Here is a 21,716-nt window from a genome sequence, read left to right on the forward strand (position 1 = left end):
TCAAGCGTTCAAAGGGAAAATAGCAAGAAAAGCAAAAAGGGGAGAAAATAAAAGAAATGGTTTCATCATTTAGTTTCCTACGTCAGTGTTAACTGTTTCAGGTTCACGGGTATTATCTCAGCCTATGGCACCCCGACTAATATGTTGCAAAATTCTAGTAAAAACCGAGAACAAAAACAAACTTTTCATTTAAATTTTGTGATCTACCTCACATTACAAGCGGTCTGATTTTAAAAATTTTTTGCAAAAAAAGCGCATCTACAAGATGCGCTTCATCACTTATTATTGTTAGGCATTCTGCCCTTTTTCTTTTGGTAAGATTAAGTTCATGATAATCGCTGCGATGGCACAAAGGCTAATACCTTTAAGCGAGAATTCACCTAGATTGATGAACATACCACCAATACCGAAGGTCATGACCACAGAAACGATCACAAGATTACGTGCCTCACCCATATCCACTTTGGCTTTAATCAGTGTACTCATGCCCACAGCCGCAATAGAACCGAATACGAGCATCATGATGCCACCCATCACAACACTTGGAATCGTCTGTAAGAAAGCGCCAACTTTTCCACAAAATGAGATCGCAATCGCCCAACAAGCTGCCCAAGTCATGATTTTCGGGTTAAAGTTTTTAGTGAGCATTACAGCACCCGTCACTTCTGCATAAGTCGTATTTGGTGGACCACCAAGTAAAGATGCCGCCGAGGTTGCAATACCATCGCCTAATAAGGTTCGGTGAAGCCCCGGTTTTTGTAAGAAGTTTTTACCCGTTACCGAGCTAATCGCCATAATACCGCCAACGTGCTCTACTGCTGGTGCAATCGCAATTGGGAGTAAGTAAAGAATGGCTTCTAAATTAAATTGTGGTGTGGTTAAAGTTGGGATAGAGAACCAGCTAGCCTCGGAAACTTTAGTAAAATCAACTAAACCAAGATAAAGTGAAAGCAAGTAACCAACTAAAATACCGAACATAATCGGAATAAGCTTCATTAACCCTTTAGCGAATACAGCAACGATAACAGTGGTAACTAAGGTTACCATAGAAACTAAAATCGCAAGATTTTGCTCAATCTGCATATTTTTGCCAACCGCCATATCCACCGCAACAGGCGCAAGCCCTAAACCGATGATGATAATAACCGGACCTACCACTACAGGTGGGAAAATTCTGTCCATGATTTGTGCGCCACGCCATTTTACTAAAGCGCTAAGCACGACATAGACTAAACCAGCACAGGCTAAACCGCCCATTGTTGAAGGAATTCCCCAATGTTGTACACCGTATTGGATAGGCGCGATAAAAGCAAAAGAAGAAGCTAAGAAAATCGGTACTTGACGACCGGTGCAGAGTTGAAAAAGAAGGGTACCAATACCTGCAGTGAGCAAGGCAGTGTTTGGGTCTAAGCCCGTAATAAGTGGCACTAAAACTAGGGCGCCGAAGGCAACAAATAACATTTGTAAACCGACAAACGCTTGTTTTGGCGTGCTAATAGTTTGTTGAGTCATGTTAGGTAAGTCCAGTTAAGTGAAAAAACGAAAACGTTATCTTTCGACAACTGGAAATTAATTATAGATCAAAACCTAATTGCTGACGATGCCTCTTTAACAATATAAAAGAAAAATCCCGTTAACTGCTGATAATTTATTAACGGGATTGGAAATTATGCTTTCTCTTCAGCTAAAAAGGCTTTGTTGGCTTTATCAAAAGTTTCTAACACTTGCTGATTCGGCATTGGTGTTATCAGAGAAACAATAATAATTGCCAAAATAGCAAGGAAGAATCCAGGAATCATTGAATAAACATCAGGCAATGCCAACCAAAGCGTAATATCTTTCCAGAAATACACCACTAAAGCCCCTGTTAGCATCCCCGCAATCGCACCAAAACCATTCATCCGTTTCCAAAACAATGACAACAACACAATTGGGCCAAATGCAGAGCCAAAACCTGCCCATGCATCTTTCACTAAGCCAAACACTTGGCTATTTGGATCTTGTGCAATATAGATGGCTAACCCAGCAACCGCTAATACCATCACTCGACCTAACCAAATCAATTCACGATCGCTTGCTTTTGGTCTTAAAATGCCTTTGTATAAATCTTCGGTAATCGCGCTTGAGCAAATCAATAATTGTGCAGAAAGTGTACTCATTACGGCAGCAAGAATAGCAGAAAGCAATACGCCAGCTGTCCATGGATCAAATAATAATTTTGCTAGTTCAATAAAAATCTGCTCATTGTTTTGACTCACTACACTGGCTTTTTCTGGGAATTTGAAAAAATACAACATGCCGAAATAGCCAATACCAATCGCGCCCACTAAGCAGATAACCATCCACGTCATACTGATTCGGCGCGCATTTTTAAGTGATTTCACACTCTCTGCTGCCATAAATCGTACAACGATATGCGGTTGTCCAAAATAACCTAATCCCCACGCCATGAGACTTAATACGCCTAAAACTGTGGTGCCGCTAAACATATCATTATAATTTTTGCCACTCGCTGCTTCTGCCAACACTAAAGTGGATTTGATCTCATCTACACTACCAATGCTTAATATAACAAAAAGTGGCGTCAGCAATAATGCAAAGACCATTAGCGACGCTTGGATCGTGTCCGTCCAACTCACAGCTAAAAAGCCGCCAATAAAGGTATAAAGAATAGTAGCAACCGCACCATACCAAATGGCATCTGCATAAGGTACCCCAAAAAGATTTTCAAAGACGCGCGCACCCGCGACGACGCCAGAAGCACAATAAACAGCGAAAAAGAGTAAGAAGATAAACGCAGAAAGGATTTTAATGAGCTTAGTTTTATCACCAAAACGGTTATGAAAATACTCAGGTAAAGTTAGCGCATCGCCACTATATTCGGTATGAGCACGCAATCTACCGGCAACTAATTTCCAGTTTAAATAAGCCCCGATCGTTAAGCCAACTGCTAACCATGCTTCAATCAGACCACCTGCATAAACAGCACCGGGTAAGCCCATCAATAGCCAACCCGACATATCTGATGCACCAGCCGATAACGCAGTAACGAAACTGCCTAAACGGCGCCCACCTAAAATGTAATCAGAAAGGTTATTCGTGACTCGGTAAGCAATCAATCCTATCAGGATCATCGCCACAATATAGATAAGGAATGTAGTAGTGGTTGGATCAAACCCAAACATGCGCGCCTCTTAAGCCTTAAAATGGAGGAAAAGGCAAAAGATTACCCATTTTGGCGTAAAAAATCAATGTTTTAACCGAGAATTAGGTGATCTAATGGTTCATCCCAAGCTGCTAACGGCAATTTTTCTACCTGTTGACAACGATGCGCTAGCCCCACACTAATCGCAGAAGATTGGCTTAATGTACGATCATAAAACCCGCCGCCATAACCTAAACGCCCATTGTGTTTATCACAAGCCACTAATGGCGTAAAAATCATGTCTAATTCATTTAAAGGCAACACTTTTCGAACATCTAACTTAGGTTCTTGCATGCCAAGAGAATGTGTAATCCACTCATCGTTTGATTCATAAGCTATAAATAACAAATTACCAGAGCTAAATGGATGCACAACGGGCAAATAAAGTGATTTACCTTGTTTATGCAATATTTCCATCAATGCAAGCGGTGAGAGTTCACCATTAAATGGCAAATAAAAGGCGATATGCTGAGCTTGGTAGTGAGCGATTAAATCTAATGCCGGTGTAATAATTGCCTGACTAGCCTGTTGCTGCGCTATAGGGGAAAGTTGTTGACGTTTGATTTTCATTTCACGCCGAAGAGATTGGCGTAAGGCTTGATGTGAATCCAATGAAGTGTTCATAACCAGATGGTGTCCGAGGTGCCGTAACCTATTGTAGTCCTTGAACCAGAAGGTTCAAGGGAGTCAAACGTATTCGCCTTTAGGCTTCTTACTCAAGGTAAGCTTGCTCACCGGTGACTAGATGTCCAACTCAAGGTTTTAAATTATCGGCTCAGGGACGTAATAAGCTACGCACACCCCCGACAAGATTTAATATAACGGAAATTCGCTGTTTTTCCTAGCAATAAAAAAATAAAAATAATTAACCGATCAGCTTTTAAGCAGTTTATTGATTCGTATCAATTACGCCTAAATTATTCAATTTCCCTAACGAACTATCAAGCTGGTGAATACAAGCTTCTAACACGTTTTTGTTGTTTTCATTTTTTTGCTTTTCTAATTCAAGCTCGTAATTTAAGTTCAGCGCCACAATTGCCAAGACTTTTTCAAGCTGGATAATACCTGATTGCTCTTTTAAAACCGCTACGCGCTCTTCTAAACGCTCAGCAGAAGCTAATAAATGTTGCTGTTGTTCCGGCGGACAATGCAAGCGAAGCACCTGTCCAAAAATTTGGACTTCAATATAATTTGCCGACATAGGCGTAAAATCCTCACTTATCTATAAAATTTTTGTTATTATGCCATTCTTTCTAAGAATAACAAAGACGATACTATGTCAAATCTTCAACCAACTGAATTTAAGCAACTGATTGCACAATTAGCTATTGAGCTTAATCCCGCTGAGTTTCACGGCTTTTTAAGCGGGTTAATTGCTGGCGGCATTCAAGATGAATCTTGGAAAACACTGACTTATCAATTTACTAATGATGGTCATGCTTTCTCACAAGTTCCTCTTCAAGCACTCAGCCAATTTTATGAAACATTAAGTCAATCATATCGTGAAGCGAATACGCTCTTTTCACTCTGGTTGCCAGAAAATGAAAACGATGGTATAGCTTTAGCTGAAAGCATTGCCGATTGGATAAGCCAATTTATTTTAGGTTTAGGCTTAGCACAACCCAAATTAAATGAAGAAACCGATGAAGTTGGTGAAGCCATTGATGACTTAGAAGAAATCTCAAAACTTGGCTATCATGAAGATGACAGCAACGAAGAATTACTCGAAGCTGGCGAAGAAGTCGTAGAATACTTACGCGTATTATCTCTTTTCCTCCACAGCCATTTTGCATTAAATGCAACGGAGAAGCCAACCAATATCCACTAATGTTACCGACCGCAAAAATTGCTAAAAATTCATCTTCGCAAGCGGTCAAATTTAAAAAAGCATTTGCAAATTCCTGTTTTCGCTAAATTATGAAGGAAACCTCATGACACAATTAAAAAATGATCGTTATCTTAAAGCATTATTACGTGAACCCGTAGATATGACCCCTGTTTGGATGATGCGCCAAGCCGGTCGCTATTTACCAGAATATAAAGCCACTCGAGCAGAAGCTGGCGATTTTATGTCATTATGCCGTAATGCAGATTTAGCTTGCGAAGTTACCCTTCAACCCTTACGCCGTTATGCTTTAGATGCGGCAATTCTCTTTTCTGATATTTTAACTATTCCTGATGCTATGGGATTAGGCTTAAGTTTTGGTGCTGGTGAAGGTCCGAAATTTGCTCGCCCAATTGAAACAAAAGCACATGTAGATAACCTTCCAATTCCAGATCCAGAAGGCGAATTACAATATGTGATGAATGCTGTACGTACTATTCGCCGTGAGTTAAAAGGTGAAGTACCGTTAATTGGTTTCTCTGGAAGCCCATGGACATTAGCTACCTACATGGTTGAAGGTGGTTCAAGTAAAGCATTTACTAAAATCAAAAAAATGATGTACACCGAACCTCATCTTCTTCATGCATTATTAGATAAACTTGCCGATAGCGTCATCTTATATTTGAATGCGCAAATCAAAGCAGGCGCACAAGCAGTGATGGTTTTTGATACTTGGGGCGGCGTATTAGCACATCGTGATTATCAAGATTTCTCATTACGCTATATGCACAAAATTGTAGATGGCTTGATTCGTGAAAACGAAGGCCGAAAAGTGCCTGTCACACTCTTTACTAAAGGCGGTGGCTTATGGTTAGAAGCCGTAGCCGAAACAGGTTGTGATGCAATTGGTTTAGACTGGACGGTTAACTTACACGATGCACGTCAACGTGTTGGCCATAAAGTTGCATTACAAGGCAACATGGATCCAAGTGTACTTTATGCCTCTGCTGCGCGCATTGAGCAAGAAGTACAGCAAATTTTAGCTGACTTTGGACAAGGTTCAGGTCATGTCTTCAACCTTGGGCACGGTATCCATTTAGATGTGCCAACCGAGAGCCCGAAAGTGCTGGTTGATTCAGTGCATGAATTCTCAAAGCCTTACCATAAATAATTAAAATGATCTCAAGCGGTTTGGTAAAACATAATGAAAATTGAACCGCTTGTTTGAGGGAAATATATGAGAAATCCAATTCATAAACGAATGGAACGTTTTGAGCCCTGGCAACACCTCACTTTTATGGCATGTTTATGCGAGCGCATGGCGCCTAATTTTCAGCTTTTTTGCGAGGTAACGGAACAACCTGATAATAGCAAGGTCTATCAGAATATCTTAAATCTAGTTTGGGAATCTCTTACCGTTAAAGGTGCCAAAATCAATTTCGATAATCAATTAGAGAAATTGGAAGCGATTATTCCAGATGTGAATGATTATGAGTTTTTTGGCGTATTACCAGCACAAGAAGCCTGTGAAGCACTGTCTGAATTACTACACAGCTTAATTGCAGGTGCAACCTTAGAACAAGCAATCCGCATTAGCCAAATTTCATTAGGTACGGTGGCTAGCTATGTGGAAATGCAAACAGGTGAAGAGTTAAATGAACAAGCTTTGAAAAACTCTGCTGAAATTCAAGCCGAATTAGATGTGCAATGGCAAATTTATCGCCTGCTCAATGAGTGCGAAGAACGCGATACTCAGCTCATTCTCGAGCTCAAAAATGAGATTCGCACTGAAGGAATTAGTAATATTGGTGTAAATTTTAATCAATAAACTAAAAATAAACACAAATATGCATTTTAGCTATTTGAGAAATCGGTAGTTTGAATTAAGCTACACACTAGATTGACGCTCCTTGTCATTATTATAGCAACAACATTCTTTTAGAGGATTAACACTATGAACAAAACTGAATTAATCGATGCAATCGCAGCGAAAGCAGAATTAAGCAAAAAAGATGCAAAAGCAGCTTTAGAAGCAACTTTAGAAGCGATTTCTGAAAGCTTAAAAGCAGGCGATGCAGTTCAACTAATCGGTTTCGGTACTTTCAAAGTTAACGAGCGTAGCGCACGTACTGGTCGCAACCCTCGCACTGGCGAAGAAATTAAAATTGCTGCAGCTAAAGTACCAGCATTCGTTGCAGGTAAAGCATTAAAAGATTTAGTAAAATAATCTTAATCTCTGAATGTACAAAGGCGTTGAAGAACTCTTCAACGCCTTTGTTTTTTTGACTTATCCACCCGCTTTGCGGTTAATCGCATCAAATAATGCTGTCGGTAACAACCGCCGTAGCCACCAAAATAATTGAGTAGGGAAAGTAACCTGATAACGAGCTTTCGGTTTTTTCGCCGTTAAGGCTTTAAAACACGCCTCTGCACAAGCTGAAGCAGGCAAAGTAAATGGATTACCATTACTCGCTGCTGTCAGACGTTGTAGCTGTTTTTGATTAAAGTCTTGATGGAAAGAATCATCCAAATCAATGTATTGCTTTAGTTTTTCCACAGAATTTGGGCGGAATCGACTTTGGATTGGGCCTGGTTCAATCAAGCTAATATAAATATTTGAACCATAAAGTTCAGCCCTCAACGTATCGGCCATTCCTTCTAACGCAAATTTCGTCGCATTATATGCCCCTCGATAATGCATTGCTGCAAACCCTAAAATACTGCTGGTTACCAATATTCTCCCATGATTTTGTCTTCGAAAAATTTTTAGTGCAGCATTCATCACTTCCCAAGTTCCGAACACATTCGTTTCAAAAATCTCTCGTAGTGCTGCGCGAGGTACATCTTCCACGCAACCAGGCTGCCCATAACCCGCATTGCAAAACACTGCATCTAATTGACCGCTTGTTTGAATATAATCAAAGGCTGCGTTAATCTCGCTACTATCGGTCACATCTAACTTTATGCATTCAAATCCTTCTTGTTGCAAGCGCATAACATCTTCAGTTTTTCGGCAGCTAGCAATCACTCGCCAACCTTGCTGCCGTAAATAAAGTGCTGTTGCATAGCCAATGCCAGATGAGCAGCCAGTAATTAAGATAGTTGGCATCACTTCACTACTTAATCACGTCAAAGAAACCATCAATTTCTTCTGGCTGACGCGCAAGCGAAATACCAGATTCTGGATCTTTAGGTGAACCTACTAATAATAAGCCCACAACTTTATCGCCTTCTTCGCAATTAAATAGCGCACGTAATTGAGTCCCTTCAACCCATTTTTTGCTAATCCAAACGGTTTCAAACCCTTGCGCATTTGCTGCTAATTGCATTGCATAAGCGGCACAGCCAGTAGTAAGCATTTGCTCCCATGCAGGAATTTTCGGTGATTCATGATCAATTTTGGCGATCACACCAATCACCATTGGCGCTTGGTTGGCTAGTTTATCCGCTTTAGCTGCATTTTTTTCATCCATATCAAATTCAACTGCTGCTGCTTCTAAGCAAGCCTTTAATGTTGGCATAGCCGATTTTTGCAATACAACAAAATGATAGGGCTTAAGTCTGCCATGATCAGGGGCTCGTAAAGCCGCTTTAATCATATTTTCTAATTGCGCTTGGTTTGGAGCAATCTCGCCAAATTGTTTACTTGAACGACGGTGATGTAATAATTCTAAAATTTGCATTTTTTCTCCTGAAAATGACCGCTTACTTTAATTGCTCTTCAATCACACCGCCACCAAGGCATACTTCACCTTGATAGAACACCGCTGATTGTCCTGGTGTGACCGCAATTTGTGGCTCATCAAAAATCACTTTTACCGTATTTTCATCTATTGGGAAAACTTCACAAGCAATATCCGTTTGACGATAACGGGTTTTCACTGTACAACGAAGTGCTTCACGCAGAGGTTCACCACTAATCCAATTTAATTGTGAAGCAATAAGCCCGCTTGAAAGCAACGCAGAATTATCATGCCCCTGAGCAACTACTAACACATTATTGATGAGGTCTTTCTCTACCACATAGAACGGATCTTCGCTTAAGCCTTTTACGCCACCAATTCCTAATCCCTTGCGTTGCCCAAGCGTGTGATACATTAAGCCATCATGACGCCCAACTAACTTGCCATCAACCGTTCGAATCTCCCCTGGCTGTGCAGGTAAATAACGTGCTAAGAAATCTTTAAACTTACGCTCCCCAATAAAACAAATGCCTGTGGAATCTTTTTTCTTGGCTGTCGCTAACCCTAAATCTTCAGCAATGGCACGTACAATCGGTTTTTCAATTTCGCCTACTGGAAATAGACTCTGCCCAACTTGTTTTTTAGTAATCGCATGTAAAAAATAACTTTGATCTTTATTCTCGTCTAGCCCACGCAACAATTGTGCATTATCATCACTGCCTGCGCGACGAACATAGTGCCCTGTGGCAATATAATCCGCACCTAAATCTTCTGCGGCGTATTCTAAAAACGCTTTAAACTTAATTTCTTTGTTACAAAGAATATCTGGGTTTGGCGTGCGCCCTGCTTTATATTCATTTAAGAAATGTTCAAAAACATTATCCCAATACTCTGCGGCAAAGTTGATTTTATGCAGTTTCATTCCAAGTTTATCAGCCACCGCTTGTGCATCAGCTAAATCAGCTGCAGCAGTACAATAATCGGTGTCATCATCCTCTTCCCAGTTTTTCATAAACAAGCCTTCAACCTGATAGCCTTGTTGTTGCAAAATAAACGCAGAAACTGAAGAATCAACCCCACCAGACATGCCGATAATGACTTTTTTCTTAGCATTCTCAGCAAGTTGTTCAGGGGAAAGTGTTGGAAAGTGTTGGTTATAAGTGTTTGAAATTAACATAAGTCTCCCGTAACTTCGGTTAAGGCGAAGCACATTTGGTGATTTGATAGAAAACTATCACAAAGAAATAAAGCGGCAAAATTTGCAAAACATCACACAAATATTACCGCTTGCCATAGATAAATTTATTTTACTTCGTAAAATTTAGGCTCTTCTTTTGCAAAGCGAGCAACTTCTTCTGGATCTGCTGTGCCATCTGCAATTTTTGATTTGAGGTTATCGCATGGCTCTTCACAGTCACACATTTTTTTCATACCTAACGCAGAGATGCCGCCACAACTCCCTTTTAAGGCATTACCTTTAATTAAAAAGCCAATTGACATTGCAAAGACAACGGCAATAAAAAAGCCGAATGTAAGTAATAAAGTTTCCATTATTCACTCCAATTATTTTTGGTTAATAATTTTCTCAAATTCGCTCGACATTTTGGTTTCAAATGACGAACCACGTTTAATAATCAAAAAGACAGCTAAATGCTCACGCTCAGCCACTTCTAAAGCTTTATCTTCGCCTAATACAAATAAGCCTGTTGATAAGCCATCTGCAGTCATTGACGTTGGCGCAAGTACTGTAATTGAGGCTAAATTATGCTTGACCGGACGTAATGCTTTCGGATCAATGATATGCGAAAGACGATTTCCTTGCTCATCTTCAAAATAGTTACGATAATCACCAGAAGTTGCCATACCTAAATTATGTAGTGGCACCACAATTTGAGCCTTTTCACCTTGCACTAATGCAGGCTGCTCGATGGCAATACGCCAATCGTTGCCTTGCGCATTTTTACCCTTACCGCGTAATTCCCCACCAATCTCAACTAAGTAATTTTCTACACCAAATTGCTCTAATTGTTCTGCCACTTTATCAACACCGAAGCCTTTGGCAATAGAAGATAAATCTAAATAAAGTGCAGGGGCTTTTTTAGTTAGACTAAATCCACTTTCCGTATTGACACTTAATTTATCAATCCCCACACTAGGCGAAAATTGGGCAATCTGTTCTGCACTTGGGGCTTTATTTAAGCGTTTATCGGGCCCAAACCCCCAGAGGTTAACTAATTTTCCAACGGTAACATCTAATGCACCCTCGGTAACTCGATTTAAACGAATCGCTTCTTGGGTGACTTTAGCAAAATCAGCAGAAACAGTAAAAGGTACATTGACTTCTTGGCTTTGGTTAAAACGACTGATTTCTGAATCTTTTTGATAAGTGGACATTTGATTGTTCACTTCTTTTAAAACGGCATCAACTTGCTGTTGCACATCCTCAATCTTAGGTAAATTTACTTTACCATTATCAATATATTTAACTGTATAGGTCGTTCCCATTGTTTTGCCTGAAAAAGCCATTTGCTCAGGCACTTTTTCGCAAGCGGTCAAAAAAAGTGAACCGATTGCAAGAAATAAAAGCGATTTTAATTTCATTATATCCTCTTGATTGAGATGCCTAGTATTTCATTCTAATGCTAGGTTAAGCATAATTCAGCTCATTAAAAAATATAAAAAGACTGAATTATGTTTAACCTATGACATAAGTCATAGGCAAAAAGCGGTGGAATTTGCAAAACATTTTACAAATCCAACCGCTTGTTATGGTCAGAGATTAGCCACCGAAGTCATCTAATAAGATGTTTTCATCTTCAACGCCTAAATCTTTCAGCATTTTAATCACTGCTGCGTTCATCACTGGAGGACCACACATGTAGTATTCACAATCTTCTGGTGCTTCATGATTTTTTAAGTAGTTTTCATAAAGTACGTTGTGAATAAAGCCGGTGTAACCTGTCCAGTTATCTTCTGGCAATGCATCAGAAAGTGCCACATGCCATACGAAGTTTGGATTTTCAGCTTGTAATTGGTCAAAGTCTTCTTGGTAGAAGATTTCACGTTTAGAACGCGCACCATACCAGAATGACATTTTACGTTTAGAGTGTAAACGTTTTAATTGGTCAAAGATATGTGAACGCATTGGCGCCATACCTGCACCACCACCAATGAAGACCATTTCATTATCGGTTTCTTTCGCGAAGAATTCACCAAATGGACCAGAAATAGTCACTTTATCACCTGCTTTTAATGACCAAATGTATGAAGACATTTGACCTGGAGGTGCATCAGGTTGGCGTGGAGGAGGTGTTGCAATACGCACGTTAAGCATAATGATACCTTTCTCTTCTGGGTATGAAGCCATTGAGTAAGCACGAATAATATGCTCGTCAACTTTAGACACATAACGCCATAAGTCGTATTTATCCCAGTCCTCGTGGTATTCTTCTGGAATATCGAAATCTTTATAGTTCACCACATGTGGATCAGCTTCGATTTGGATATAACCACCCGCACGGAAAGGTACTTCCTCACCTTCAGGGATCGCTAATTTTAACTCTTTAATGAAAGTTGCTTTGTTATCGTTAGAAATAACAGTACATTCCCATTTTTTCACACCGAAGATTTCTTCAGGTAATTCAACGTCCATACTGCCTTTCACGTTAACTTGACATGCTAAACGATAGCCTTCTTTCGCTTCACGTTTGTTAATGTGAGAAAGTTCGGTTGGTAAAATTTCACCACCACCACTTTTCACTTTAACAATACATTGACCACAAGAACCACCGCCACCACAAGCAGATGAAACGAAGATACCTTTACTCGCTAACGCGCCTAAAAGTTTACCACCTGCTGGTAAAGTAATTGCTTTTTCTGGGTCATCATTAATGCTGATAGTAATATCGCCTGAATCCACTAATTTTGATTTAGCGAAAAGGATAATTGCGACTAAGACTAAAACGATTGCAGTAAAGGCTACAACACCAAGTAAAAGAATATTTAATTCACTCATTATTGTCTCCTATAACTGAATACCAGAAAATGACATGAAGCCAAGCGCCATTAAGCCTGCAGTGATGAAGGTAATCCCTAATCCTTTTAAGCCAGCTGGTACATCAGCATATTTCATTTTTTCGGTTAAGCCTGCAAGAGCAACAATTGCCAACATCCAACCTAAACCTGCACCAACACCATACACAGCTGATTCAGCAAAAGTGTATTCACGTTGTACGGCGAAAGATACACCACCGAAGATCGCACAGTTAACCGCAATAAGAGGTAAGAAGATACCTAATGCATTATAAAGTGCTGGGAAAAATTTATCTAAAGCCATTTCAAGTAATTGAACAAGACCTGCGATAATCCCGATGAAAGTAATAAAACTTAAGAATTCAAGACTTACACCATCAACTAATGCACTATCTTTTAAAACGTGTTCATAAACAAATTGGTTAGCTGGTACAGCAATACCAAGCACTACCACAACTGCAATACCTAAACCGAACGCAGTTGATACTTTTTTAGATACGGCTAGAAATGTACACATCCCCAAGAAGAAGGAAAGTGCCATATTTTCAATGAAGATCGCCTTAACTAATAAGCTAATATAATGTTCCATTGATTATTTCTCCTGTTGCTCGGGTTTCCACGTTCTTAAGCCCCAAATAACGAAGCCAATGATGAAGAACGCACTTGGTGCAAGAAGGAATAAACCGTTTGGTTGATACCAACCACCATCTTGGATAGTTTGGAATACAGGGAAACCTAATAGACGACCAGAACCGATAAGTTCACGTAATGTGGCAACAATTAATAAAATTACCCCATAACCTAAACCGTTACCAATACCATCAACAAAGCTCTCTAATGGACGAGATTTCATTGCAAATGCTTCCGCACGCCCCATTACGATACAGTTTGTAATAATAAGGCCAACGAATACTGACAACTGTTTTGATAAACCGTAAGCAAACGCTTTTAAGGTTTGGTCAACTACGATTACTAAAGAAGCAATAATCGCTAATTGCACAATGATACGGATACTATTTGGAATATAGTTACGAATCATTGAAATAAACATGCTAGAAAAACCGGTTACTAAACTTACCGCAATTGCCATTACGATAGCCGTTTGTAACTGAGTAGTTACCGCTAATGCAGAACAGATACCTAAGATTTGTAATGCAATCGGGTTATTTTTAGCAATTGGATCTAATAAAAGACCTTTTAAATTTACTTTTCCTTCAGCCATTATTTGATTTCTCCTGCTTTAAATTTCGCTAAGAATGGGCCAAAGCCATTTTGGCTGAACCAATAATCAAATGAGCCTTGCACACCGTTACTAGTCAAGGTTGCACCAGATAAACCATCTACACCATGCTCTTTATCTGCAGAGATACCTTTGTAGATTTTAAATTTCTGATTACCTTGTTCGTCAAATAATTTCTTATCAACGAACTGTGCTTGCCAACGTGGGTTTGCAATTTCACCACCTAGACCGGCTGTTTCACCTTGGTCATAGTAAGTGATGCCTTTGATAGTATTCGCATCTGGTGCAACAGAAACGAAACCATACATGGTTGACCATAAACCACGACCATACATAGGTAACACTACTTGGTTCACATTGCCTTGCTCATCTTTAACAAGATAGATACGTGCTTGGTTAGCACGCACTTTAATGCCTGCTTTATCTGCTTCTTGCGGAATTACTTGGCTTTTAGCTGGATCTTTAATGGCATCTTTTGGTTCAAATTTATTGATCTCTTCAGCCGATGCTTGAACAACATCACCCGTTTGTAAATCAACTAAACGAGGTTCAATGAATTTACCGTATGTTTCTTTGATAACAGAAGCATTATCTTCTTTCATTAAACCAGCAACAGTTAAAATGTTGCGTTGTACGTCAAGGGATTTTTGTTCATCTTGTTTTGCTTTTAATGCCACTGCAGCACCAGAAACAACGATAGAACATACTAAACTTAGCAACACAACGACGGTAACTGTACCGCCTACGCTATCTTTATTAAATTTAGCCATTTGTTCTTGCTCTCCGACGTTTGATATTTGCTTGAACCACGATGTAGTCGAAAATTGGTGCAAATAAGTTTGCAAATAAAATCGCTAGCATCATACCTTCTGGGTAAGCAGGGTTTACTGTACGAATCAATACAGCCATAACACCGATTAACGCACCGTACCACCATTTACCAGTATTAGTAAATGAAGCAGAAACAGGGTCGGTTGCCATGAAAATCATACCTAATGCGAAACCACCTAATACAAAGTGCCAATGCCAAGGCATTGAGAACATTGGGTTAGTATCTGAACCAATGATATTAAATAAGGTTGCAGTTGCCGCCATACCAATCATTACGCCAGCCATAATGCGCCAAGAAGCGATGCGAGTGAATAAAATCAGTGCACCACCAATTAACAATGCAAGTGTTGAAACCTCACCCATTGAACCAGGAAGGTTACCAATAAATGCATCCATCCAAGTAATTGGTTGACCACTTACTGTATGTTGTAATGCTGCTTGACCACCTTGTGACCATTGTGAAAGCGCAGTTGCACCAGAGAAACCATCTGCTGCAGTCCATACTAAATCACCCGAAATTTGAGCCGGATATGCAAAGAATAAGAATGCACGACCTGCAAGCGCTGGGTTCATAAAGTTACGGCCTACACCACCAAAGATCTCTTTTGCAACAACGATACCAAAAGTAATACCAAGCGCTGCTTGCCATAATGGTAATGTTGGTGGCACGATTAACGCGAAAAGAATGGTAGAAACGAACATCCCTTCATTCACTTCGTGGCCACGCACTACTGAGAATAATAATTCCCAAATAGTACAAACAGTAAATACCACTAAGTAAATTGGTAGGAAGAAAATCGCACCTAGCGCCATTTTGCTGCCCCAGCCTGCATCTAGACTTAAATCTAAACCTAAAGCATGCGCAATAGCATAATGCCAGTCATTTGCGATCAATTCATTTAAGTTACCTAATTTAGCAATCGCTGGAATTGCTTGGTGACCTACGTTATACATTCCATAGAAAATCGCAGGAAATAACGCTAAGAACACCGTAATCATCATACGTTTTGAATCTAACGCATCACGAACGTGTGTTGTTTTTTGCGTTGCCGTACCTGGTGTATAAAGCAAGGTATAAATCGATTCAAAGATCGGATAAAGCTTGCTGTATTTACCACCAGGTAAAAACGCGGGTTCCATTTTTTCAAAAAGATTTTTTAAACCCATTTTTAACCTTCCTTCTCAATCTTGTCTAATGCTTGACGCAAGAATGAACCGTAGTCAGCTTTACCTGGACACACGAAAGTACAAAGTGCTAAATCTTCTTCATCTAACTCTAATGCACCTAATAATTGTGCCGAATCGGTATCACCTACTTCTAAATCACGCAGTAATAATGTCGGAAGAATATCCAACGGCATCACACGCTCATAGTTACCAATTGGAACCATTGCACGGTGGCCACCATTTTCTGCAGTCGTGAAATTAAACAATTTCTTACCAAAATGACCTAAAACAGTACGAGTGATTGAAAATTTATTTGGTTGAGGAGTAATCCAACCAAAGAACTCTTTTTCTGTATCTTCTGCAATAACAGATACTTGTAATGCATAACGACCTAAATAATCGTGAACACCAGCGGCTTTTGCACCGTGAAGTACAGAACCAGAAATAACACGGTTATTACCCGCATTTAATTCATTTGCCGTTAATTGTGAAAGATTTGCACCTAAACGTGTGCGTACTAAACGTGGATTTTTCACTTGTGGGCCTGCTAGTGCAACTACACGGTCAGTGAATAACTCACCAGTAGTAAATAATTTACCGATAGCAATAACATCTTGATAATTTAAATGCCACACTTGTTTAGTTGCGCCAACTGGATCGATAAAGTGAATATGCGTTCCCACTAAACCTGCTGGATGAACACCTGCAAATTCATGCACTTCTACATTTGATACAGAAGGAATATTTGCGCCAGCTGCTTTTACTAAATTCACTTTTGCTAATTTAGTTAATACGGCTAGACCATGTTCAAAATCTGCTTTGTATTCATTGATAATCACAGCCGGATCTGCCGCTAATGGGCTTGTATCCATCGCATTGACAAACAGAGATGAAGGGGTTGCATCTAACGCAGGAACTTTGCTAAATGGACGAGTACGTAATGCTGTCCATAAACCAGATTCAACTAAATTTTGTTTTACTTGCTCGTTAGTTAAAGAGGCTAATTGTGCTGCCTCATAACGAGTAAAGGTAACTTGCTCATCACCCTCAATTTTGATCACAACGGATTGAAGAACACGCTTCTCACCACGGTTAATAGCAACCACAGTACCACTTGCTGGAGCCGTAAAAACTACGCCTGGATTCTTTTTATCTTCAAAAAGAACCTGACCTTTTTTCACTACATCGCCTTCACGAACTTTCATTGAAGGACGCATGCCCACATATTCTTCACCAAGGATCGCAACTTCCGTCACGGTATTGCCGTTATGGATTACTTGTGCTGGTTTACCTGAAATTGGTAAATCCAAGCCTTTTTTGATTGTAATCATATTATTTGCACTACTTTTGCTTGGGTTAATCACTGACTGCGAATCTCGCAATCGCTTTATTGAGTCGCAACTTTAAATGAATATCAAAGGAATTCCCCACTTATTCCTAAAGTTACATTAAGGTCTCAAATCAGATTCCGTCTAACTTCTAAGAAAGACAAAATAAACGCCCTATTTTAGCCTATAACGGGGGGAGATTCTAGTTAAAGCCACATTATTTGCAAAAATAGCCATTGAAAAAATGAACTTTGTTAATATTTATCAAATAATAAAAAACACTATTAACTACAAAGAGTTACCCTGTTAGCAATTTTTAACAAGCAGTCTAATTTCTGCACGCATTTGCAAAATTCTTTCTAGATTAAACCGCTTCTAGAGCGTAAAATGACACACAAATTTACTCAAATATTGAATACAAGAGACTTAAAGAATGGAACAAGAACAACTTACACACATTAGCATTTCAGATGAAGCACAAGCGCATTTTTTACGCTTATTAGAGCAACAAGAAGAAGGGACGAATATTCGTATTTTTGTCGTTAACCCTGGTACACCAAGCGCAGAATGTGGTGTTTCATACTGCCCACCAAATGCGATTGAAGAAACCGATACCGAATTTCCGTACAACGGTTTTTCAGCTTTCGTCGATGATGTCAGCTTGCCTTTTTTAGATGAAGCGGAAATTGACTATGTGACAGATCCTATGGGATCGCAATTAACTTTAAAAGCGCCAAATGCCAAAATGCGTAAAGTCGCCGATGATGCACCTTTTATTGAGCGTTTAGATTATGTGATTCAAACACAAATCAACCCACAGTTAGCAAGTCATGGTGGTAAAGTGACACTGATTGAAGTCACAGATGAGAAGCTCGCCATTTTACAATTTGGCGGTGGCTGCAATGGTTGTTCAATGGTAGATGTCACGCTAAAAGAAGGTATTGAGAAACAACTTCTTGCTATGTTCCCAGATGAATTAGTCGGCGTTCGAGATGTTACTGAACACCAACACGGTGAACATTCTTACTACTAAAAGCCCACACTAAACATAAAGACAAGCGGCCAAATTTGTAAAACGTTTTGCAAATTTGACCGCTTGTTGATTTTGCTAAAAATTATTTTGAACAGCCACAGCCTCTTGCACCCTCTAAGAAACTTTCAAAATCTTCTTTAAAGACCGCACACGCCTTTGGATCGACTTTCGCTTTTTGGTTATTTAGTCTGTGATGTTTTTCAATAAAATAATTGGCGGAATCTTCATCCTGTTCTAAGAACGCATAATTATCACCAATAATCTCAGATAATAGACGATTACTCATATAATCCCAGGTTTTCTTTTCAGCATCAGATTGCTTGCTATACACTTGTGCTTCTGCTTGCTCATAAGAAAGTCCTGCCAACTGCGGATAAATACATTGTTCACGATTATTAAGTTCGAGAATATACTTTTTTACCTCTTTGTCGGTAATTTTATATTTAGCATTCGGATAATTCGTTACCTCATTGCCACAAGCCGTTAAGAAAAATAAGATTGAAACTGTAAATAATTTTTTAAGCATAGTTTTTGCCCTTTATTAAAAATAAACCATTACTAATAAAAAAGGATAGCTATTATTAAATAATAACGATCCTTTCATTATTTACCCTTCGCAGCTTGAGCAGCTTAACAAGTTGCGGTTAAACACCTGTGCCGCACTCATTGAGTATTGGTAATAAATGGATTTCAACCCCAATTCTTCGGCAGTTAAATACAACTGGTTCAAATCACGCGCTGGCGTATTTGGATGGACCATAATGTTGATACTCTGTCCTTGGTCAATATATTTTTGACGTTGTGCAGCCTGCTGAATGATACTTAATTGGCTAATTTCAGAGAAGGTTTTAAACACCTCTTTTTCTTCATCACTTAACTGTGTTAAGTGTTGAACAGAACCATCATTATGTAAAATAGATTCCCAAATCTCTTCTCTATCTAATCCTTTTTCTTGAAGTAATTTCTCTAAGAATGGATTCTTATAAACTGTCTTGATTTTTGATAAATCTTTTACATAGTAGTTTGATTTAAACGGCTCAACTGATGGTGAAACACTACCCAAAATAAAGCTACTTGATTTTGTCGGCGCAATAGACATCAAAGTTGTATTGCGACGTCCATAACCTTTTAATAATTCAGGCTGACCAAAACGATGCGCTAATTCTTGTGAAGCTTTTAAAGTTTTTTCTTGTAATGTGCGGAAAATCTCATTGTTTTTCTGCATTGCTTCAAAACTATCAAACGCAATATTATTTGCCTGTAAATAACTATGCCATCCCAATACACCTAAACCCAATGCACGATGACGCACAGCAAAACGGTTCGCCTTATGTAAGAATGGGATATCTTTACTTTTTTCAATGAACTCAGACATAACAACATCTAAGAAATAGGTTAATACTTCTGGTGCATCAGTATCTTTCCACTCATCAAAATAAAGTAAGTTCATTGAAGATAGACAACAAACGAAACTCTCTTCCGAACTTGATGGCAACATGATTTCTGTACATAAGTTTGAAGCATGTACAGTCATGTTTTTATCTTTATACACATCTGGACGACCAGCATTTGCATTATCTTTAAAGAATAAATACGGAATACCGGTTTCAGTTTTACGTTGTAATAATTTTGCCCAAAGTTGGCGTTTGTATGGATCGCCTGCTTTCATGGATTCTAACCAATCATGCCCTACACAAACACCGTAATACATGAGCTGAATTGGGTTACCTTCAGTATGAATATCTAACCACTCATCAATATCGCCATGTTCAATATCAATATAGCCAGCAAACTGTCCTTTACGGGAAGTTCCTTGTGAAATAACATCAATCACTGTATCAAATAACTTGCTGAAGTTAAATGAACCGTCTGATTTACCGTTATTTTTGATTGCAGAACCACGCGGACGAATATCACCAAAATAGGCTGATGTACCGCCACCAATTTTACTCATCATGCCTACTTCTGCAGTAGTTTCCATGATTTCATAAATTGAGTCGCCAATATAGCTTCCAAAGCAAGAAATCGGTAAACCACGATCTAAACCAAAGTTAGACCAAATAGGCGAAGAAAGCGAAAAATAACCACGCGCCATATAGTGGTAGAATTTATCAGCATAACCTTCAATGCCAAGCTTACGCTCAGCATGTTCTGCAATAAAACGAATACGATCTAACGCGGTGGTACCTTCTAGTAAATACCCACGTTGTAAAAATAAACGGCTATCTTCATTAAGCCAAGCAAAGTCAGGACGAGAATTAGAATAAGTCATCTGCGGTAATCTGTTTCATTTTTTTACTATAATCTGTACTACGTTTGTTAAAGAAATCTGTTTCTTTCGTTGACAGAATTTCAATATCAAACCACTCTGTTTCTTTTAACAATTCAGGATTGATATCATGAGGTGGTTCTAAACCCAATGTACTTAATGAATTGTTATAACGGCTTTTAATGTAATTAAGCACCGTTTCTTTGGTGAGAAAACTTAAATCACCTTCTTCAAAAATCCAATCTAAAATGCCTTTTTCAGCATCAAAAGCTTGATTAGCTAGCGTTTGCAACTCTTCGAAAAATTCAGGCGTAAATAGCTCGCTATGTTCATCACGTAAAATCTCATATAACGCAATACCGAATTTACCGTGAATTTCTTCTTCTTTTGAGGTTGCTTCTACCGCATTAGAGATACCTTTAAACAAGTTTTTGTACTTGTTAAACGACATCATAATTAAGAATTGACCGAATAAAGAAATATGCTCAACAAAAAGTGAAAATAGCACTAGTGAGAGCACAAACTCGCCTTTACCCGCATCCTTATCTTTCATGAACGATTCCATATAGCGGATGCGATTCATTAACGGTTCAATATTTTGAATATCGGCAAACATATCGTTTAAGCCGAGTTTCTCTAACAAGAAAGAATAAGCATCTTTATGGCGCACTTCTGATTCTGCAAAAGTACCGCCTACATCATCCATTTCAGGTTTTGGGAAGTAACGATAAAGCTCACCCCAGAAACGCTTTACATTTACTTCTACTTGAGAAATCGCCAACATTGCGCGGGTTAATACATGACGTTCATGATCCGTAATCGTAGTTCGATAGTCTTGAATATCACCTGTAAAGTTAAATTCCGTATGTAACCAATATGAATGGCGAATCGCATCTTTAAACTCTAGGAGTTCAGGATACTCGTATGGCTTGATGTTCAAGCGCTTTTCGAAAATATTACGTTTTTTCATTATGTATCGCTCTACCGTTAAGTGTGAAATCGGAGGGGGATTTTAGGGAAAAATTTTTATAAGAACAAGTCTTGACAATTTGCGTTTTTGACTAGGTTCTTGATTTATCTATGTTTATCCTAAAAAAAATTTT

General features: G+C 39.0%; 23 protein-coding genes, 1 other RNA gene and 1 riboswitch. Of the genes, 5 read left to right on the forward strand and 19 right to left on the reverse strand.

Annotated elements, in window-relative coordinates; translation table 11 throughout:
- Nucleotides 1–57: 57 nt before the first annotated feature.
- Nucleotides 58–145: riboswitch (TPP riboswitch) on the reverse strand.
- A gap of 143 nt (nt 146–288) precedes the next feature.
- From HMPREF1128_RS06385 to HMPREF1128_RS06400, 5 genes are all read right to left on the reverse strand, one after another.
- Nucleotides 289–1,512, reverse strand: a complete 1,224-nt coding sequence (locus tag HMPREF1128_RS06385) for a uracil-xanthine permease family protein (protein WP_007525407.1) — start codon at nt 1,510–1,512, stop codon at nt 289–291.
- 155 nt (nt 1,513–1,667) lie between these two features.
- Nucleotides 1,668–3,185 carry a sodium/proline symporter PutP gene (gene putP, locus HMPREF1128_RS06390; RefSeq protein ID WP_007525217.1) on the reverse strand — a complete coding sequence of 506 codons (1,518 nt, stop codon included), beginning with the start codon at nt 3,183–3,185 and terminating at the stop codon, nt 1,668–1,670.
- Nucleotides 3,186–3,256: 71 nt separating this feature from the next.
- Nucleotides 3,257–3,829: a 5-formyltetrahydrofolate cyclo-ligase gene (locus HMPREF1128_RS06395; protein ID WP_007524250.1), complete on the reverse strand. Its 573-nt coding sequence runs from the start codon at nt 3,827–3,829 to the stop codon at nt 3,257–3,259.
- A gap of 6 nt (nt 3,830–3,835) precedes the next feature.
- Nucleotides 3,836–4,017: non-coding RNA, 6S RNA (gene ssrS / locus HMPREF1128_RS10240), on the reverse strand.
- Between the two features lie 77 nt (nt 4,018–4,094).
- Nucleotides 4,095–4,406, reverse strand: a complete 312-nt coding sequence (locus HMPREF1128_RS06400; RefSeq protein ID WP_007524031.1) for a cell division protein ZapA — start codon at nt 4,404–4,406, stop codon at nt 4,095–4,097.
- 75 nt (nt 4,407–4,481) lie between these two features.
- On the opposite strand from HMPREF1128_RS06400, the gene HMPREF1128_RS06405 reads away from it, so the two are divergent.
- From HMPREF1128_RS06405 to HMPREF1128_RS06420, 4 genes are all read left to right on the forward strand, one after another.
- Nucleotides 4,482–5,033 carry a UPF0149 family protein gene (locus HMPREF1128_RS06405; RefSeq protein WP_007524755.1) on the forward strand — a complete coding sequence of 184 codons (552 nt, stop codon included), beginning with the start codon at nt 4,482–4,484 and terminating at the stop codon, nt 5,031–5,033.
- 103 nt (nt 5,034–5,136) lie between these two features.
- Entirely contained in the window at nt 5,137–6,201 is a 1,065-nt protein-coding gene (hemE, locus tag HMPREF1128_RS06410) for a uroporphyrinogen decarboxylase (protein ID WP_007524579.1), read from the forward strand.
- A gap of 66 nt (nt 6,202–6,267) precedes the next feature.
- On the forward strand, nt 6,268–6,858 hold the full coding sequence (locus tag HMPREF1128_RS06415) for a YjaG family protein (protein WP_007525009.1): 591 nt from the start codon (nt 6,268–6,270) through the stop codon (nt 6,856–6,858).
- A 126-nt stretch (nt 6,859–6,984) separates the two neighbouring features.
- The gene (locus tag HMPREF1128_RS06420) at nt 6,985–7,257 is read left to right on the forward strand and encodes an HU family DNA-binding protein (protein WP_007524806.1); all 273 of its coding nucleotides are present in this window, start codon (nt 6,985–6,987) and stop codon (nt 7,255–7,257) included.
- Between the two features lie 60 nt (nt 7,258–7,317).
- On the opposite strand, the gene HMPREF1128_RS06425 is transcribed toward HMPREF1128_RS06420, so the two are convergent.
- From HMPREF1128_RS06425 to HMPREF1128_RS06475, 11 genes are all read right to left on the reverse strand, one after another.
- Complete coding sequence (locus HMPREF1128_RS06425) at nt 7,318–8,139, reverse strand: SDR family NAD(P)-dependent oxidoreductase (RefSeq protein ID WP_007524208.1); 822 nt, start codon at nt 8,137–8,139, stop codon at nt 7,318–7,320.
- A 7-nt stretch (nt 8,140–8,146) separates the two neighbouring features.
- Nucleotides 8,147–8,713, reverse strand: coding sequence for a nitroreductase family protein (locus HMPREF1128_RS06430; protein WP_007524736.1), 567 nt, complete (start codon nt 8,711–8,713; stop codon nt 8,147–8,149).
- A 22-nt stretch (nt 8,714–8,735) separates the two neighbouring features.
- On the reverse strand, nt 8,736–9,890 hold the full coding sequence (mnmA, locus tag HMPREF1128_RS06435; protein ID WP_007524021.1) for a tRNA 2-thiouridine(34) synthase MnmA: 1,155 nt from the start codon (nt 9,888–9,890) through the stop codon (nt 8,736–8,738).
- 125 nt (nt 9,891–10,015) lie between these two features.
- Nucleotides 10,016–10,264, reverse strand: a complete 249-nt coding sequence (gene nqrM, locus HMPREF1128_RS06440; RefSeq protein WP_007525116.1) for a (Na+)-NQR maturation NqrM — start codon at nt 10,262–10,264, stop codon at nt 10,016–10,018.
- Nucleotides 10,265–10,276: 12 nt separating this feature from the next.
- Entirely contained in the window at nt 10,277–11,314 is a 1,038-nt protein-coding gene (locus tag HMPREF1128_RS06445) for an FAD:protein FMN transferase (protein ID WP_007524542.1), read from the reverse strand.
- A gap of 178 nt (nt 11,315–11,492) precedes the next feature.
- Nucleotides 11,493–12,728 carry an NADH:ubiquinone reductase (Na(+)-transporting) subunit F gene (nqrF, locus tag HMPREF1128_RS06450; protein WP_007524820.1) on the reverse strand — a complete coding sequence of 412 codons (1,236 nt, stop codon included), beginning with the start codon at nt 12,726–12,728 and terminating at the stop codon, nt 11,493–11,495.
- A 9-nt stretch (nt 12,729–12,737) separates the two neighbouring features.
- Nucleotides 12,738–13,334 (reverse strand): NADH:ubiquinone reductase (Na(+)-transporting) subunit E, encoded by a 597-nt coding sequence (gene nqrE, locus HMPREF1128_RS06455; RefSeq protein ID WP_007524089.1) that lies wholly within the window; start codon nt 13,332–13,334, stop codon nt 12,738–12,740.
- A 3-nt stretch (nt 13,335–13,337) separates the two neighbouring features.
- Nucleotides 13,338–13,967, reverse strand: coding sequence for an NADH:ubiquinone reductase (Na(+)-transporting) subunit D (locus tag HMPREF1128_RS06460; RefSeq protein ID WP_007524316.1), 630 nt, complete (start codon nt 13,965–13,967; stop codon nt 13,338–13,340).
- The gene (locus HMPREF1128_RS06465; RefSeq protein WP_007525286.1) at nt 13,967–14,755 is read right to left on the reverse strand and encodes a Na(+)-translocating NADH-quinone reductase subunit C; all 789 of its coding nucleotides are present in this window, start codon (nt 14,753–14,755) and stop codon (nt 13,967–13,969) included. Before HMPREF1128_RS06465 ends, HMPREF1128_RS06460 begins: the two co-directional genes overlap by 1 nt.
- Entirely contained in the window at nt 14,748–15,983 is a 1,236-nt protein-coding gene (locus HMPREF1128_RS06470) for an NADH:ubiquinone reductase (Na(+)-transporting) subunit B (protein WP_007525457.1), read from the reverse strand. The genes HMPREF1128_RS06465 and HMPREF1128_RS06470 overlap by 8 nt, the downstream gene beginning before the upstream one ends.
- Before the next feature lie 2 nt (nt 15,984–15,985).
- Complete coding sequence (locus tag HMPREF1128_RS06475; protein ID WP_007524851.1) at nt 15,986–17,314, reverse strand: Na(+)-translocating NADH-quinone reductase subunit A; 1,329 nt, start codon at nt 17,312–17,314, stop codon at nt 15,986–15,988.
- Nucleotides 17,315–17,744: 430 nt separating this feature from the next.
- On the opposite strand from HMPREF1128_RS06475, the gene nfuA reads away from it, so the two are divergent.
- A complete protein-coding gene (nfuA, locus tag HMPREF1128_RS06480) occupies nt 17,745–18,344 on the forward strand; it encodes a Fe-S biogenesis protein NfuA (protein ID WP_007525149.1) in 600 nt (199 codons plus the stop codon).
- 82 nt (nt 18,345–18,426) lie between these two features.
- On the opposite strand, the gene HMPREF1128_RS06485 is transcribed toward nfuA, so the two are convergent.
- The 3 genes from HMPREF1128_RS06485 to HMPREF1128_RS06495 all read right to left on the reverse strand — a co-directional run bounded on the left by HMPREF1128_RS06485 (nt 18,427) and on the right by HMPREF1128_RS06495 (nt 21,583).
- Complete coding sequence (locus HMPREF1128_RS06485; RefSeq protein ID WP_007524406.1) at nt 18,427–18,870, reverse strand: DUF5358 family protein; 444 nt, start codon at nt 18,868–18,870, stop codon at nt 18,427–18,429.
- Nucleotides 18,871–18,951: 81 nt separating this feature from the next.
- Entirely contained in the window at nt 18,952–20,616 is a 1,665-nt protein-coding gene (locus tag HMPREF1128_RS06490) for a ribonucleoside-diphosphate reductase subunit alpha (RefSeq protein ID WP_007524304.1), read from the reverse strand.
- A complete protein-coding gene (locus tag HMPREF1128_RS06495) occupies nt 20,603–21,583 on the reverse strand; it encodes a ribonucleotide-diphosphate reductase subunit beta (protein ID WP_007524103.1) in 981 nt (326 codons plus the stop codon). The genes HMPREF1128_RS06490 and HMPREF1128_RS06495 overlap by 14 nt, the downstream gene beginning before the upstream one ends.
- Nucleotides 21,584–21,716: the final 133 nt, after the last annotated feature.

It is taken from the genome of Haemophilus sputorum HK 2154, assembly GCF_000287615.1.
GTDB classification, from domain to species: Bacteria; Pseudomonadota; Gammaproteobacteria; order Enterobacterales; family Pasteurellaceae; genus Haemophilus_A; species Haemophilus_A sputorum.